The organism is Curtobacterium sp. BRB10 (assembly GCF_031844325.1).
In the GTDB taxonomy this organism is placed as follows: domain Bacteria; phylum Actinomycetota; class Actinomycetes; order Actinomycetales; family Microbacteriaceae; genus Curtobacterium; species Curtobacterium poinsettiae_A.
This window is the reverse complement of record NZ_JAUZVA010000003.1, coordinates 19,383-35,275: the sequence shown is the minus strand read 5'-3', so window position 1 is coordinate 35,275 and position 15,893 is coordinate 19,383. Positions and strand designations below refer to the sequence as shown.

The 15,893-nt window shown below is 70.3% G+C and carries 11 protein-coding genes; all 11 read right to left on the bottom strand.

The genetic code is table 11. The features are described from left to right. Positions 1-29 precede the first annotated feature (29 nt). Positions 30-1,001, bottom strand: coding sequence for a MoxR family ATPase (locus Q9R26_RS06990; RefSeq protein ID WP_182065794.1), 972 nt, complete (start codon positions 999-1,001; stop codon positions 30-32). 67 nt (positions 1,002-1,068) lie between these two features. Continuing rightward, a complete protein-coding gene (locus tag Q9R26_RS06985) occupies positions 1,069-6,942 on the bottom strand; it encodes an Ig-like domain-containing protein (protein ID WP_311226881.1) in 5,874 nt (1,957 codons plus the stop codon). After that, a complete protein-coding gene (locus Q9R26_RS06980) occupies positions 6,939-8,351 on the bottom strand; it encodes a serine/threonine-protein kinase (protein ID WP_311226880.1) in 1,413 nt (470 codons plus the stop codon). The genes Q9R26_RS06985 and Q9R26_RS06980 overlap by 4 nt, the downstream gene beginning before the upstream one ends. A 130-nt stretch (positions 8,352-8,481) precedes the next feature. Continuing rightward, entirely contained in the window at positions 8,482-9,303 is an 822-nt protein-coding gene (locus Q9R26_RS06975) for a PP2C family serine/threonine-protein phosphatase (RefSeq protein WP_017885739.1), read from the bottom strand. Positions 9,304-9,306: 3 nt separating this feature from the next. Next, positions 9,307-10,122, bottom strand: a complete 816-nt coding sequence (locus Q9R26_RS06970; protein WP_311226879.1) for an FHA domain-containing protein — start codon at positions 10,120-10,122, stop codon at positions 9,307-9,309. Between the two features lie 28 nt (positions 10,123-10,150). After that, positions 10,151-10,708 carry a hypothetical protein gene (locus Q9R26_RS06965; RefSeq protein WP_311226878.1) on the bottom strand — a complete coding sequence of 186 codons (558 nt, stop codon included), beginning with the start codon at positions 10,706-10,708 and terminating at the stop codon, positions 10,151-10,153. A gap of 109 nt (positions 10,709-10,817) precedes the next feature. After that, complete coding sequence (locus Q9R26_RS06960) at positions 10,818-11,570, bottom strand: YaaA family protein (protein ID WP_247737754.1); 753 nt, start codon at positions 11,568-11,570, stop codon at positions 10,818-10,820. Between the two features lie 14 nt (positions 11,571-11,584). Then, positions 11,585-11,848 carry a F0F1 ATP synthase subunit epsilon gene (locus tag Q9R26_RS06955; protein ID WP_027465776.1) on the bottom strand — a complete coding sequence of 88 codons (264 nt, stop codon included), beginning with the start codon at positions 11,846-11,848 and terminating at the stop codon, positions 11,585-11,587. A gap of 1 nt (position 11,849) precedes the next feature. Further along, positions 11,850-13,304 carry a F0F1 ATP synthase subunit beta gene (gene atpD, locus Q9R26_RS06950; RefSeq protein ID WP_017885744.1) on the bottom strand — a complete coding sequence of 485 codons (1,455 nt, stop codon included), beginning with the start codon at positions 13,302-13,304 and terminating at the stop codon, positions 11,850-11,852. 47 nt (positions 13,305-13,351) lie between these two features. Continuing rightward, positions 13,352-14,254 (bottom strand): F0F1 ATP synthase subunit gamma, encoded by a 903-nt coding sequence (locus tag Q9R26_RS06945; RefSeq protein ID WP_027465777.1) that lies wholly within the window; start codon positions 14,252-14,254, stop codon positions 13,352-13,354. Further along, positions 14,255-15,883, bottom strand: a complete 1,629-nt coding sequence (gene atpA, locus Q9R26_RS06940) for a F0F1 ATP synthase subunit alpha (RefSeq protein WP_110859011.1) — start codon at positions 15,881-15,883, stop codon at positions 14,255-14,257. Positions 15,884-15,893 lie beyond the last annotated feature (10 nt).

Genomic DNA, 15,893 nt, shown 5'->3' with positions numbered 1-15,893 from the left:
CGAGCGCGTGGAGACGGGCCGGCGGTCCGTCACGTCGTGACCCGGTCGGCGGGCGGCGAGGTCTCCACCAGGAGCTGCGCGATGACGCTCGGCGCGCTGACGCCGTCGAACTCGGCCTCGGCGTCGAGCACCAGGCGGTGCGCGAGGACCGGGACGGCCAGCGCTTTCACGTCGTCCGGCGTGACGTAGTGCCGGCCGCTCAGCGCCGCGAGGACACGGGAAGCGCGGATCAGGCCCATCGCCCCACGGACGCTCACGCCGAGCCGGACCTCGCTCGCGGAGCGGGTCGCGTCCACCAGGCGGGCGACGTAGTCGGCGATCACGGCATCGACGTGCACGGTGCGCGCCAGCGCGGCCATCTCGGTGATGGTCGCGGCGGGCACGACGCTCGCCAGCGGGACCGAAGCCGACGGTGCGGACGAGGTCTCGAGGATCTTCACCGTCGCGGCGTGGTCGGGGTAGCCGATGGAGGTCTTCATGAGGAAGCGGTCGAGCTGCGCCTCGGGCAGGCGGTAGGTGCCGGCCTGCTCGATCGGGTTCTGGGTCGCGATGACCATGAAGGGCGCGGCGAGACGGTGGTTGACGCCGTCGACCGTGATCGCGGACTCCTCCATCGCCTCGAGCAGCGCGGACTGCGTCTTCGGGCTCGCACGGTTGATCTCGTCGGCGAGCACGATGTTCGCGAAGACCGGCCCGCGGTGGAAGTCGAACTCCTGCGTCCGCTGGTCGTAGACGCTGATGCCGGTGATGTCGCCCGGCAGCAGATCAGGGGTGAACTGGATGCGGTTCGTGGTGCCCTGCACGCTCTGCGCCATCGCCCGGGCGAGGCTCGTCTTGCCCGTTCCGGGGACGTCCTCGAGGAGCAGGTGCCCCTCGCTGAGCATCGCCGTGACCGCGAGGCGGATCACGAACGTCTTCCCGAGGAGCACCTGCTCGACGTTGGTCACGATGCGGCCTGCGACGTCGGCGAACCAGGTGGCCTGCTCCGGGGTCATGCTCATGCGGGATGGTCCTTCGGTCGTGGGGAGAGGTGCGGCGGAGGGCGGGTCTGGGCAGGTCGGGCGGGCGTCAGCCGCCGGGAGCGGGTTCCGGGGCGGGCTGCTCGGGAGCTGGCTGCTCCGGTTCCGGTGCCGCATCGATCGACGCGCTCGGCGGGTTCGGGTCCTCGTGGCCGTCGACGATCGCCGCGACGTACACGTAACGCGAGAGCGGTGCGTCCTCGACCGTCGGCAGGGCGTCCGGCGCGTAGACCGTGCCCTCTCCGCAGAGCTGGTAGTACCGAGAGGCGCAGAAGACGACGCGGTAGCCGGTCGGCTGGAGCCCGGCGTTCTGCGGCGGAGCAGTCACCGTCAGTTGCGTCCCCGCCGTCACGGAATCCGGCAGCGTAGCGCGGGTCTGCACCGGGCGCAGCCCGCCCACCGTGGAGCCGTCCCCGCAGAAGTTGGACGTGCCGTCCGCACAGGCCACCACGGTCACGCTCACCGTCGCGCCGAACGCGGCACCGGTGACCCAGGCGCCGTTCCCGCCGAAGGACACGAGGCCGCCGCCGTTGACCGAGTAGGCGTAGTGGTCGATCGATCCGTTGGGGCTCGGCTGGGCTCGTGGGTTCCGGATGCGGATCGCGAACGTGCCGTCGTCCTCGCTGAACCGCTCGACGCCGATGTCGGCCGACGCCGTCCCCGGAGCGGAGAACCCCTGCACGGACGCCGCACGGCTCGGCGTGCAGAACAGACCGTTGTCGGCGAGCGCGACGTACTGGAAGTTGCCGTTCGAGTTCAGCGTGTCGTTGGCGCTGCCGCCGTCCCAGCGCTTGTCCGAGCCGGTGGTCGAGCAACCGTTCGGGATGTTCGCCCCGGGCGGGTACCGCACGATCGTGAGCGTTCGGCCACCCCCGGCCCAGTCGCTCTCGGCCGCACTGAGCGACACGTTCGTCCGCCCGGGCGACACGTCGCGCGACGCGTTCAGCGTCGGGACGCCCGGTGTCCCGACGGCACTGCCGGTGGCGGACGCGGAGTTCCACTGCACGACGGTGCCGTTGCGGTCGGCAGCGTTGCGAGCGGACACGGTGACCTTGTACTGGGCTGCACCCTGGGCGCCGGTGAACGAGGTGCTGGTGGCGGTGCCGGTGTGCCGCGTCGTCGACAGGCCGGGGCCCTCGATCGTGACGATGTAGTCGTCGACAGCGCTGCCGTTGTTGGGCGCGGACACCTTGCCCCACTTGACGTCGAGCTGGTTCGGCGTCGCCTTGCTGGGCGTGACCGTGATGCCCTTCGGCGGTGCCGGCACGAAGTCCGCACTCATCGGACCCGAGCGGGCCGAGGGCTTCGAGTCACCGATCGCGTTGGTCGCGACGACCTGGAACCGGTACGACGCCTTCGGATCGAGTCCGGTGATCGTGCACACCGTCGCGGTCCCGCAGTTCTTCGAGACGCCGTTGGTCCCGACGACGCGGTAGCCCGTGATCGGCGAGTTGTTCCCCTGCGGTGTCGACCAGGCGAGCGTGACCTGACCGCCGTCGTAGGAGCCGGTGCGGGTGGGCGCTCCAGGAGCGTCCGGGACGTCCTGCACCGAGATGGTGACGTCGCCCCAGACGTACCGGTCGGGGTCGTTCGTCGCGTCCGCCACCTGGTACTGCAGGTGGGCGTCGCCGGGCTTCGCGGCGTCCGCGACCGAGACCTGCAGGCGCGTGCGGTCACCGCTCGGCGTCACGGTGACGCCGCTCGGCAGCCCGCCGGACAGACCCCGGATGTTCACGACGCGCAGCCGCTCTCCCGGGAACGGGTTGGTCGGCTGGTCGTTCGTGAGCACGTCGATGGTTGTGGTCGCTCCACGCTTGGTCACCGAGCGGTCGGCGCCTGGCTGGACCACGGGACGGGTGGAGGCGACGACGCCCACCGTGACGGTGCCGGCGCGACCGCTGTTGGCGTCGTCCGCGACACCGATCCCGATCGACGCGGTGGTGTTCTTCCTCGCGGTGTCGGCGACCGCGATCGTGAGCTGCTGCTTCGCGATCGACGCGGTCGTGCCGGCAGCGGGCCGGCCGACGATCGAGTACCGGAGTTCCGGCAGGTCCCGCGGGTACGGGTAGTCGGTCAGCTTCGTCAGGTCGATCTTGCGCGTCTCCCCCGGCTGCATCTCGAGCGAGGACCCCGTGAACGCCGGCGGCTGGTTCGACCGGGGCGTGACCGTGATCGGGAGCACGAGCGTGGCAACGCGGCCCTTGCCGCCGTTCGCGGACGACCCGTCGGTGACCTCGAACGAGATCGACGCCCTGCCGTAGTAGAGCTTCGCTGACGTGAACTGCAGCGTCGACGAGTCCACCACCAGGCTCTGCCCGTTGGCGTGGGTGGCCTTGACCGTGCCGCGGTCGGTGATCTTCGCGGTCTCGCCGTTCGCCGTCACGACGAAGTCCTGCAGCGGGATGCGGACGGTCGCCTCGCTCTTCACCGTGACCGCACCGGCGCTGCGGTTGATCTGGGGCAGGGCGTCGTCGAAGCCCGGCACGTTGATGAAGCCGTAGGAGACGATGTCCGGGTGATCGGCCCGGGCGACCGAGAACGGGATCACCTGCGAGTCGTCGGTCAACCGGACGGTGATGCGGCCGTCGTCGGTCGGCGTCGCCGTGTCACCGTAACCGGGGACGACCCCGACCCGGAGGTCGGCAGCGGTGCCCTCGGCGAAGAAGACGTTGTCGAGCACGTCGACCGTCACGCTCTGCCGGTGCAGGATGTCCTGTAGGTCGAGGGTCGTGTCGTCGACCTCGGGCCGGAGCGGCTGGGCGTCGGGGTCGACGGTCACCGTGAGGAACGCCGTGCTCGATCCCCCGCTGCTGTTCGCGACTGTGTAGAGCACCGCGAAGTCACCGCTCGTCGCCGACTTCGGGGGCGTGACGCGGATCTGCTGCTTCCGGAGGACCTTCGCGGTGACGTCCTCGGCGGTCGGCTCGGCCTGCGATACGGTCAGCTGCCCACCCTCTGGGTCGGAGTCGTTCTGCAGGACGCGCACCGTCACCGACCCGCCGGGGCGGATCGTGACGTGGTCGGCCTCGGCCACCGGGTTCGAGGCCTGTTCGGCACGGGGTGCGATGCCGACCCGCACGGTGCCGGTGGCGCGGGCCCCGAGGGCGTCGACGACGGTGTAGGTGAACTCGTCGGTGCCGGCCGAGTAGTCGCCCGCCTCGTAGGTGAGGGCGTCCGAGGCCACGTCGGTGACCGATCCCTTGTCGGGGTTGGACCCCACGCCGACCAGCTGGACGGAGTCGCCGTCCGGGTCGATCCCGTTCAGCGGCACGCTGACCCGCACCGACGACCCGGCGACGACGCGCGCGGTGACGGTCTGCGGGACCGGCGGGTTGTTCGTGGCGGCGTCGCGCTCGCGCACCGAGATCGACACCGCGGCGTCGGCGTACTGGCCGTCCGGCCCGGCGACGCGGTAGACGGCGGTGTGGTTGCCCGGCGTCTTCGGGGCGAGGTAGCGCAGGTGGTCGCCGGAGGCGAACAGCAGGCCGCCGTCGCCCGGCACGTTCTGCACCAGCTCGGGCTGGAGCGTCAACGGCTCGCCCTCGGGCTGGGTGTCGTTGCCGAGCACGTCGATGTTCGCGACGTCTCCGACGCGCACGGTGGCGGTGTCCGGCTGGGCGACCGGTGGCTGGATGCGGTCGGGCTTCGGGATCTCGACGACGGTGATCGTGCCCGGGGACGACGCCAGGCCGTTCGTCTCCGTGTACCCGAACGACACCGGACCGTCGAGCGGCGCCGTGAGCGTGACGCGGACCGTGTGCTGGTCGAGGATGCTCGCCTGCACACCGCTGCCCCGTGCGGGCCCGTCCAGCGCCGTCACGAGCAGCACACCACCCGCCGGGTCGATGTCGGTCGCGGTGACGTCCGTGTCCTTCGTGGACAGCGTGTTGACGAACACCGTCTTCGGCGTGGTGATCGGCGCCGTCGAGGCGTCCGGCGGCGCGAGGACGGTCACCCGGACGATGCCGCTCGAGGTCTTCACGCCGTCCGTCACCGTGTACTCGAGCTGGTGGTCGCCCGCCCGCTCCCCCTGCACCCGGAAGGTCCCTGCGTCGTAGCTCGGGGTGACCGTGAGCCCGGACGCCGACGACACGCTCGTCAGCGTCACGGTGCCGTTGCCACCGCGCACGTGGTCGAGCGGCTCGACCGTGAAGGCCTTGCCGGCGTAGCCGGACACGGGGAACGGATCGGCGCGCAGCGGGACGGTGCCCTGCTTGGCGACCCGTACCGTCACGGCTCCCCGTCCGTCGGCGCGTCCGTCGCTCACGACCAGCTGCACCGACCGCTCACCGGTGCGGCCGCTGTCGTTCCGGAAGTCGAGCAGGCCGTCCGGCGTGGTGGACACCCGGTCGCCGTTCGACGCGGTCGCCGACTCCAGGTACACCGGATCGCCGTCCGGGTCGACCCAGTCGCCGAGGACGTTCGAGACGACGTGCCCGTTCTGGACGACGTCGGCCGAAGTGTCGCGGACCTGTCGCGGGGCCTCGTTCTCGCTGTCGGGGCGCACGCTGATCCGGACGGTCGCGGTGTCCGATCCCCCGTTGCCGTCGGTGATCGTGTACGGGAACGTCACGGTCCCGGTGGCGCGCGACGACAGCGTGACCTGCAGACGTTGACCGTCGCCGACGATCGCGACGCGACCGGCGGACTTCGAGATGGTGCCGACCTCACTCACGATGATCGGGTCACCGTTCGGGTCGTAGTCGTTGAGCAGGACCGGGAGGCTCGTGGTGCGTCCCGGACGAGCGCCCAGTTCGTCGTCCACCGCAACCGGCGGCTTCTGGTCCTTGTCGACCTCGGGGTCGTCGTCGGAGACCTGCTCCTGCTGCTGGTCGTCGTCCTGCTTGATCAGGTCGGCCCAGTTGTCGATGAGCTGACCGCTCCGGTCGATGGCCCAGGAACGGCCGCTCGTCGGGTCGTTGGCGACGACGGTGGCGCCGTTGTGCAGGATCTGCAGTTCGCTCGTGCCGCCGGTGCTCGCCAGCCGCTGCAACGCGCTGCCGTCACACGTGTCGATCGCCTGTCCGCCTGCCCAGGCCGCGTACGTGCAGGAGCCGTCGACGTAGGGCCGCGCGGCTCGTCCGGACACCTGGAGTGCGGTGGCGTCCACGGTGCCGGAGGCGCTGACGCGGACCAGGCCCGCCGTGCCCGCGACCGTGACCTGGGCGGTGCTGTCGGAGGACCGTTGGAGGGCCGGCGACGACCCGACCCGGTCGCCGAGCTCGACCGTGCGGCCGTCGACCGACAGGGCACCGCTCGTGCGGTCGAGCACGGCAAGGTGCCCGTCGAACGTGGCGACCTGGAAGTCGTCGCCCCGGTCCATGTCGACCTTCCACCGTTCGGCGACGGTGAGGGTCGCGCCGACGTCGACCAACGACGCCGTCCCGGTCTTCGCGGAGTAGACCGCGACGTGGCCGTCGGAGGCGTCGAAGACGGTGTCGGCGCCCAGGGTCAGGTCTGCCTTGGCCGAAGCGTCGAACTCGGCGAGGTCGCTCGCGGGGGTCGCCCAGAGCTCGCCTGTGTCCGCGTTGCCGATGACCGCGGTGTCGCCCGCGAAGAAGACCTGCGGCGTCCCCGCCGGCAGCGTGATCGCATCACCCACGGTGGCGTCGGCGACGTCGACCCGGGCGACCGTGCCCTTGGTCTCGTCGACGCTGTAGACGGTGGAGCCGCGCTGGAGCACGGACAGGTCGTCGCTGGCCGTCTCGACCGCGGTGTTCAACTGCAGGATGCCGGTGTTCGCCCGGCCGACCGCGCCGTACTCGGCCGACGGCACCCACACGGTGCCGTCGCCGAGGTCGACACGTTGTGTGTGGTACCCGGTGGAGACGATGGCGGTGGTCGCGACGACGGCGGCGACGAGCACCGAGGCACCGGTGGTGACGGCGGCGGAGCGGTGCTTGGCGAGGAGTGCCCGGATCACCCGGCGCTCCCGATCGTCGCGCACTTCTGCGCGCTCGCCGCGCCCGTCTTGCCGTCACGGTTCACGGCGACGGCGATGCACTCCTCGTCGCCCCCCTCGCCGGAGACGACGAACGTCGTGCCGGTCTGCTGACTCGAGGACCCGTCGGACGAGATGACGTACGTGTCGCCGCTGCGCAGCCCCGGGTCGGTCCAGCTGAAGGACACGGACTGCGGCGACGGCTCGGCACGGACCTCGTCCACGACCGGGATGGCCCCGGCGCCGAGCCGACCGACGACCACGACCGTGGCGATCGCGAGGGCGGCGACCACGACGACAGCGAGGGACGTCGCCCACACCAGGGTCGAACGGGTCCGGCGCCGGGCACGGGTCACGGACCCCGTGCGGTGCACGGTGCCGACGCTGTGCGAACCGCCGGCCACGACCCCGCCCTGCACCGCGCGGCGGGTGCGACGACGCCCGCCGACCCGGGTGGGTGGCTGCAGCTCACGGATCACGGTGCGGTCACCGTGCGGGGTCGGCGTCGAGATCGCCCAGGCCTCGACAGCAACGTCGGCGGACGTCTGCGGGATGCCGAGCTCGGCCTCGACCTGCTGGAACCCACGCACGAGTTCGATCACCGTCGCGGGACGTCCCTGCGGCTTCCGGGACAGCGCCGTCGCGAGCAGGCGCTCGAGCGAGGGCGGCACGTCGGTGCGACCGGTGGGCTTCACGCCGCCCTTGTCGATCCGGTGCATCAGGTCGTTCGCACCGTTCTTGCCGCCGCGGACCTCGAACGGGCTGCGCCCGGCGAGGAGCGAGTACACGGTCGCCGCGAGCGAGTACACCTCCGACTGGATGGTGCCGCGCGACTCGTCGATCAGGACCTCGGGCGCGGACCACGGGATCGACATGCCGATCGGCTCGTCCGGGTCGGTGCCCCCGATCGTCGCGGCGATGCCGAAGTCGGAGAGCACGGGGTTGCCGTAAGCCGTCAGCAGGATGTTCGACGGCTTGATGTCGCGGTGCAGCACGCCCTCACGGTGTGCGGTCTCGAGCGCCGAACCGATGCGGATGCCGATCGACAGCACCTCGGACACGGGAATCGGTTCGCGACGGTAGCGCTCGCTGAGGGACGAGGAGCAGAGCTCCATGACCAGGTAGGGACGTCCGTCAGCAGCGACGCTTGCCTGGAAGACGGTGAGGATCGACGGGTGCGTGCTGAGCCGGGCCATCAGGTTGGCCTCGGCCTGGAACATCTGGCGGACGCGGTCGTCGACGACCTCGTCCAGCAGCACCTTCACCGCGACCTGTCGTCGGGGCATGTCCTGCTCGTAGAGGAAGACGTCGGCGAAGCCACCGGACCCGAGGACGTGCACGGGACTGAAACCGCCGATCACGGGCGGGTCGGACGGCAGGCGTCTCGCCATCGTCCTCTCCTCCCCCGGCCGAGCGGCCAGCTCTCTCGACGTGGCCATGTCATTGTACGAAGCGTGGGTGACCGACATTCCGCACGCCGATCCCCCACAGCTCGACGTGTTCCCCCAGTTCGGGGGCCAGCTAGTGCCGCGGCAGCGTGTCCTCGAGGTCGCCGTCGTCCGGTGCGGCATCGACCTGCAGCACCACGACGGTGACGTTGTCACGCCCGCCTGCCACGACGGCGTCGCCGACCAGGCGCTCCGCAAGGTCCTGCGCGCCCGGCTCACGTGCCGCGATGCGTGCGATGCCGGCATCGCCGAGTTCCTTGGTCAGCCCGTCGGAGCAGACGATGTAGCGGTCACCGGCCCGCAGGGGCAGGGTCCACCAGTCCGGCGCCGGCGGTTCGCCGAAGCCGACCGCTCGCGTGATGACGTTGCTGTCCGGGTGCTGTTCGGCGTCCTCGGCACGCAGCAGGCCGGCGTCCACCATCTCCTGCACCACCGAGTGGTCGACGGTGACGCGGCGGAGCACGCCGTCCTCGATGCGGTAGGTGCGGGAGTCGCCGACGTTGAACACGAGCGCCGCGGGCTGCCCGAGCGACGCCACGAGCGCGATACCGGTGACCGTGGTGCCCGCGCCGATGGCGTTGCCACCGGCCGCACGCTCGATGTCGGCGGTCGCGAGGAGCAGTGCACGCTGGATGCCCTGGCGCGTGGTGAACGGCTCGGCCGTCACCTGTTCGAGCCGACGCACGACCGCGTCGCTGGCGCGGTCGCCCGCGAGGTGCCCGCCCATGCCGTCGGCGACGACGAAGAACGGCGCGCCCACGATGTAGCTGTCCTCGTTGTGGTCACGCCGTCGACCGACGTCGGTCGCGGCTCCCCACGAGAGCGTCAAGGTGGCGCCGTCGGCACCGGGGACGTCGATGGCGTGCGCAGTGGCTGCTCGGCCGAGTTCGGTCACGTGTCAGGATCGCTCTCTGGTGGGTCGGGGCGTGCCGTGTGCTGTCTGATCGGAGGGCCACGGGGGAACCGGAGGCAGCCCCTCTGCCGTCGGTGCGACCCGGAGGTACGGCGAGAGGACCTCGATGGCGTTGCCGTCACCGATCTCGACTACCGTACCCGTCAGCGCGACGATCGACGCACCCGATGCCATGCGGTACGCGGGCGCGCCGGCCGGGCGGACGACCGTGCCGTTCGTGGACCGGAGGTCCTGCACGACGACGGCTTCGCCCTCGGCGTGCATCCGGACGTGGGACGACGACACCTGGCCGTACGCCGACCGCACGGTCACGAGTTCGGGCTGCGGGCCACGGGTGACCCGCGGCAGCGACGGCCGTCTGCCGATGACCACGGGGTGGTCGAGCCGGAAGGTGCGGTCGCCGATGCGGATCGAGGGCACGCGTGCCGTGGGGGCGGCGGGTACCGCCGGGACGGACGGGAGGCCCGGTGCTGCGCCCACGAACGGGCTCGCTCCGGCGCCGGGTCGCGCCGGCACCCGGACGACGGTGTCCTCCGGATCGACGTCGACCACGGCTGGCGTTGGCTGACCGGGTGCCGCGGGCGCGGGCCGGATGACCGTGTCACCGAGGACCCCGTCGTCGGACCCGGGGTCTGGATCGGGGTCGGAGTCGGGACCGGGGACGGTGGGAGCTGCGCCGCGGATGACGGTGTCGTCGATGGCGTCCGCCGTCCGGTCGCCCAGCGATCGTCGGGGTCGCCGGATGACGGTGTCCTCGATGTCGTCGTCGCGCAACCGGAGCCCTCCCAGCGTGGTCCACACCACCGTAGACGATCCGGTCGACCCCACGTCATCGACGCTCCCACGACGGCCCGCTGCCCGCGACGACCGAGCGCAGGACGAGGCCGGCGAGCGGGTCGTCCGCGCGGGTCTCGAGAGCGTACCGCGCACGCGTCTCCGCCCGGGCCCACGACCCGAGCGCCCACGCGCACCAGGCACCGAGCGACAGGGCACCGGCAGCGCCCGACGATCCGTCGAACGAGTCGTCCTGCGCCCGCCACACCCGCCACGCTTCGGCGCACCGGTCGCCGGCGACCCGCACGCGGGCCCGATCGGGAGCCGGGCCGAAACCGTGGAGCGCGGGCGGAGTCGGGTCCGCGAAGGGGTCGAACACCCGGATCGAACGGGGATCCGGCGTGCCCTGCGCCGCGATGAACGGCACCAGGGCCATCCGGGGCGCGAGTGCGCCGCACGCCGTCACCACGGCCGTCGCAGCGGCCGTCGACAGGACGGCGCGGCCGGGCGCGACCAGCGCGGCCGCTGCAGCGGGGAGGGTGACCGCCGCGGCGATCTCGCGAGGGAAACGGACTGCGGAGCCGGGACCGGACTGTGCCGTGAGAGGGATCATGCACGCCATCGAAACGTGCCGCGGGCCTCCAGGCAGGGGCGCCCCGACCATCTGTGGACCGGAGCGACCCCGCTCACGCCTGTGGAGGACGGGCCGACCCAGCACCCGCTCAGGCCGCGACCGGCTCCAGGCTCTCAGCGACCAGGTCCCAGCTGCCCTCGTTGCGCTCGACGACCACGCCGTTCGCGGCCGCCCAACGCACCAGGTCGTCCATGCTGCCGATGCGCGCGCCGGTGCGGGCGAGCAGCGCCACCAGGCGGCCCTTCGCGGTCTTGTTCCAGTGGTTCAGTGCACGACGACGGCCGGAGCCGTCGACGCTCACCACCCGTGGTGCCACCGCCCCGGACACGGGCCCGAGCTGCCGGTACCCCTCGGACCGCAGGTCGAGCACCAGGCCGTCCGCACGGGTCAGCAGGGAGCGGGTCGACACCGCGGGCCAGTGCGCTGCCAACCGGATCGACCCGAGCCGGGAGTCGTGCGAGAGCCGGTACGCCGGGATCGGGTCACCGGCACCGATCGGCCCGAACATCGCGGACTGCACGATCACGTGCTCCGCCCACCACGCACGGGTCGCCACATCCGCGTCCTGCGCGCCCAACGGGTCGTACAGGACCCCGGTGTACCGCTCGATCGCGGGCATGGTGCCCGAGGTGTCGAGCTCCAGGTTCCGGAGCCGCTCGGCGATCGACTTCGGACCGAGTTTGAGCGCCGTCCTGGCCGAGGACTCCTCGGAACTGACGAAGCGGGCCGCGGTCATCACCGCGGCCCGCTCATCGGCCAGTTCCGGGAACGAGAGCGCACGCAGATCGAGCGTGCGGCTCGTGTCCCCGCCCTCCCGCTTCGTCTCCGAAGGCGGGAGCAGGACGGTCAGTCCGGTCAGGACGCCAGCGCGGCCTGCCGCGCGACGATCGTCACCGTGTCGTGTTCGACCGACAGGAAGCCGTCCTCGGCGTCGACCGCGACGGTCGACCCATCGGCCCGCGTGATGCGGACCTGACCCTGCGCCAGGATCGCGAGCATCGGCTCGTGTCCGGCGAGGATGCCGATCTGGCCCTCTGTCGTCCGTGCGACGACCATGGTGGTGTCGCCCGACCAGACCTCACGGTCGGCCGAGACGACGCTCACGCTGAGACCCGCCATGTCAGCGGTTCTCCTTCTGGATCTGAGCCCACTTCTCTTCCACGTCGTTGATGCCACCGACGTTGAAGAACGCCTGGGTCGCAACGTGGTCGAACTCGCCGTCGGCGATGGCACGGAAGGACTCGATGGTGTCCTTGAGCGGCACCGTGGATCCCTCGACACCCGTGAACTTCTTCGCCATGTAGGTGTTCTGCGAGAGGAACTGCTGGATACGACGAGCGCGCTCGACCGTGATCTTGTCCTCTTCGGAGAGCTCGTCGACACCGAGGATGGCGATGATCTCCTGCAGCTCCTTGTTCTTCTGGAGGATCTGCTTGACGCGCGTGGCCGTCTCGTAGTGGTCGGCACCCAGGTACCGCGGGTCCATGATGCGCGACGTCGACGCCAGCGGGTCGATCGCGGGGTACAGACCCTGCGAAGCGATCTCACGGGAGAGCTCGGTCGTCGCGTCGAGGTGCGCGAACGTGGTGGCCGGAGCCGGGTCGGTGTAGTCGTCAGCCGGCACGTAGATCGCCTGCAGCGAGGTGATCGAGTGACCGCGCGTCGAGGTGATGCGCTCCTGGAGCACACCCATCTCGTCGGCGAGATTGGGCTGGTAACCCACGGCGGACGGCATGCGGCCGAGCAGCGTCGAGACCTCGGAGCCGGCCTGCGTGAAGCGGAAGATGTTGTCGATGAAGAGGAGCACGTCCTGCTTCTGGACATCGCGGAAGTACTCCGCCATCGTCAGCGCCGACAGGGCCACGCGCAGACGCGTTCCCGGCGGCTCGTCCATCTGGCCGAACACGAGGGCCGTCTTGTCGAAGACACCCGCCTCTTCCATCTCACCGATGAGGTCGTTGCCCTCACGGGTGCGCTCACCGACACCGGCGAACACCGACACACCGCCGTGGTCCTGCGCAACGCGCTGGATCATCTCCTGGATGAGGACGGTCTTGCCGACGCCCGCACCACCGAAGAGGCCGATCTTGCCACCCTGCACGTACGGGGTGAGGAGGTCGATGGACTTGATGCCGGTCTCGAACATCGAGGTCTTGGACTCGAGCTGGTCGAAGGCCGGAGCCTTGCGGTGGATCGGCCAGCGCTCGGTGATCTCGAGCTTCTCGTCCGTGTTGAGCACGTTCCCGAGGACGTCGAAGACCTTGCCCTTGGTGACGTCGCCGACGGGGACCGAGATCGGAGCGCCCGAGTCACGGACCTCCTGACCACGGACCAGGCCGTCGGTCGGCTTCAGGGAGATGGCACGGACGAGGTCGTCGCCGAGGTGCTGCGCGACCTCGAGGCCGATCTCCTGCGACGAGTCACCGATGGTGATGGTCGTGAACAGGAGGTTGTACATCTCCGGGATTGCGTCGTGGGGGAACTCGATGTCGACGACGGGGCCCGTGACACGGGCGATCCGGCCGACACCGGGCGCCGACGACGTCTCGACCGCGGTGGTTGCGGTGTCGGTCATGGCTGGTGCCTTCCTGAGGGTGGGTATCTGTCCGCGAACGACGCGGACTACTTCTTCTTCGACGAGAGGGCGTCGGCGCCGCCGACGATCTCGGAGATCTGCTGGGTGATCTCCGCCTGACGCGCGTTGTTCGCGAGTCGGGTGAAGTCACGGATCAGCGAGTCGGCGTTGTCGCTGGCCGCCTTCATCGCCTTCTGACGCGCGGCGTGCTCGGAAGCAGCCGACTGCAGCATGGCGTTGAAGATGCGGCTCTCGATGTAGACCGGGAGCAGCGAGTCGAGCACCGCGTCGGCGTCCGGCTCGAACTCGTAGAGCGGCAGAGGCTCGTTGCCCTCGGGCTCGTCGATGCCCTCGACGACCTCGAGGGGCAGCAGGCGAACGACCTGCGGCTCCTGGGTCGCCAGGCTGATGAACCGGTTGAACACGATGTGGATCTCGTCCACGCCGCCGTCAGCGGTGTCCTGGAGGAACTTCGCCACGACGGCGTCGCCGATCTCCTTGGCCGTCGAGAACTCCGGCTGGTCGGTGTTGCCGACCCACTGCTGCTCGGACGGACGCTCACGGAACGCGAAGTACCCGACGGACTTGCGGCCGACCAGGTAGTAGACGACGTCCTTGCCCTCGCTGCGGAGCAGGGAGGCGAGCTCTTCGCCCTGCTTGAGGACGTTCGTGCTGAACGCGCCGTTCAGGCCGCGGTCCGAGGTGAAGAGCACGACGGCTGCACGGGTCGACGACTCCGGCTCGGTGGTCAGCACATGGTCGACGTTCGAGAACGTCGCCACGGCCGACACCGCACGCGTGACGGCCCGCGAGTACGGACCGGACGCAGCCATGCGGGCCTGCGCCTTCTGGATCCGCGACGCCGAGATCAGCTCCATGGCGCGGGTGACCTTCTTCGTGGTCTTCGCCGACTTGATCCGCTGGCGGTAGACCCGGACCTGCGCTGCCATCTAGCGACGACCCTTGACGATCTGCTCCTGGTCGACGTCCTCGGCGTCAGCCGCGTCGAACTGCTCGGAGCCGAGGGTCTTGCCGTCGCTCGTCTGGAAGCTCTTCGTGAACTCGTCGATCTGCTTGTCCATCTCGGCGACGGTCTCGTCGCTGAGCTGGTTCGTCTCGCGCAGGGTCGTGAGGACGTCGGAGTTGCGACGCAGGTGGTCGAGCAGTTCGGACTCGAAGCGGAGCACGTCCGGCACCGGCACGGTGTCGAGCTTGCCGTTCGTGCCGGCCCAGATCGAGACGACCTGCTCCTCGACCGGGTACGGCGAGTACTGCGGCTGCTTGAGGAGCTCGGTCAGACGTGCACCGCGCTCCAGCTGACGACGCGACGCCTGGTCGAGGTCGGACGCGAACATCGCGAACGCCTCGAGCGAGCGGTACTGCGCCAGCTCGAGCTTCAGCGTGCCGGAGACCTTCTTGATCGACTTCACCTGGGCGTCACCACCGACGCGGGACACCGAGATGCCCACGTCGACGGCCGGACGCTGGTTCGCGTTGAAGAGGTCCGACTGCAGGAAGATCTGACCGTCGGTGATGGAGATGACGTTGGTCGGGATGTACGCCGAGACGTCGTTCGCCTTGGTCTCGATGATCGGGAGGCCCGTCATCGAACCGGCGCCGAGCTCGTCGGACAGCTTCGCGCAACGCTCCAGCAGACGGGAGTGCAGGTAGAAGACGTCACCCGGGTAGGCCTCGCGGCCCGGCGGACGACGCAGGAGGAGCGACACCGCACGGTAGGCCTCGGCCTGCTTGGACAGGTCGTCGAAGATGATGAGGACGTGCTTGCCCTGGTACATCCAGTGCTGGCCGATGGCCGAACCGGTGTACGGGGCGAGGTACTTGAAGCCGGCCGGGTCAGAGGCCGGGGCGGCGACGATGGTGGTGTACTCCATCGCGCCGGCGTCCTCGAGCGCACCCTTGACCGAGGCGATCGTGGAGCCCTTCTGACCGATGGCGACGTAGATGCAGCGGACCTGCTTCTCCTCGTCGCCGGACTCCCAGTTGGCCTTCTGGTTGATGATCGTGTCGATCGCGATGGCCGTCTTGCCGGTCTGGCGGTCGCCGATGATCAGCTGACGCTGACCACGGCCGACGGGGATCATCGCGTCGATGGCCTTGATGCCGGTCTGCAGCGGCTGGTGGACCGACTTGCGGGCCATGACGCCGGGGGCCTGGAGCTCGAGGGCACGACGGCCCTCTGCGGCGATCTCGCCGAGACCGTCGATCGGGGCGCCGAGCGGGTCGACGACGCGACCGAGGAAGGCGTCGCCGACGGGGGCGGAGAGGACCTCACCCGTGCGGGTGACCTCCATGCCCTCCTCGATGCCGCCGAACTCGCCGAGCACGATGGCGCCGATCTCGTCTTCGTCGAGGTTCTGCGCGAGGCCGAGCGTGCCGTCCTGGAAGCGGATGAGCTCGTTCGCCATGACGCCGGGGAGACCCTCGACGTGGGCGATGCCGTCACCGGCGTCGGTGACGTGCCCGACCTCGGCCGTGGAGGCCTTCGTCGGCTCGTAGTTCGAGACGAAGTCCTTCAGGGCATCACGGATCTCATCGGGGCTGATGGTGATGTCTGCCATGGGATTTTCC

Coding starts and splice junctions, on each gene's coding strand:
- Q9R26_RS06990 (WP_182065794.1), bottom strand. CDS start 1,001: ATGAGCATGACCCCGGAGCAGGCCACCTGGTTCGCCGACGTCGCAGGC.
- Q9R26_RS06980 (WP_311226880.1), bottom strand. CDS start 8,351: ATGGCGAGACGCCTGCCGTCCGACCCGCCCGTGATCGGCGGTTTCAGT.
- Q9R26_RS06965 (WP_311226878.1), bottom strand. CDS start 10,708: ATGATCCCTCTCACGGCACAGTCCGGTCCCGGCTCCGCAGTCCGTTTC.
- Q9R26_RS06955 (WP_027465776.1), bottom strand. CDS start 11,848: ATGGCGGGTCTCAGCGTGAGCGTCGTCTCGGCCGACCGTGAGGTCTGG.
- atpD (WP_017885744.1), bottom strand. CDS start 13,304: ATGACCGACACCGCAACCACCGCGGTCGAGACGTCGTCGGCGCCCGGT.
- Q9R26_RS06945 (WP_027465777.1), bottom strand. CDS start 14,254: ATGGCAGCGCAGGTCCGGGTCTACCGCCAGCGGATCAAGTCGGCGAAG.
- atpA (WP_110859011.1), bottom strand. CDS start 15,883: ATGGCAGACATCACCATCAGCCCCGATGAGATCCGTGATGCCCTGAAG.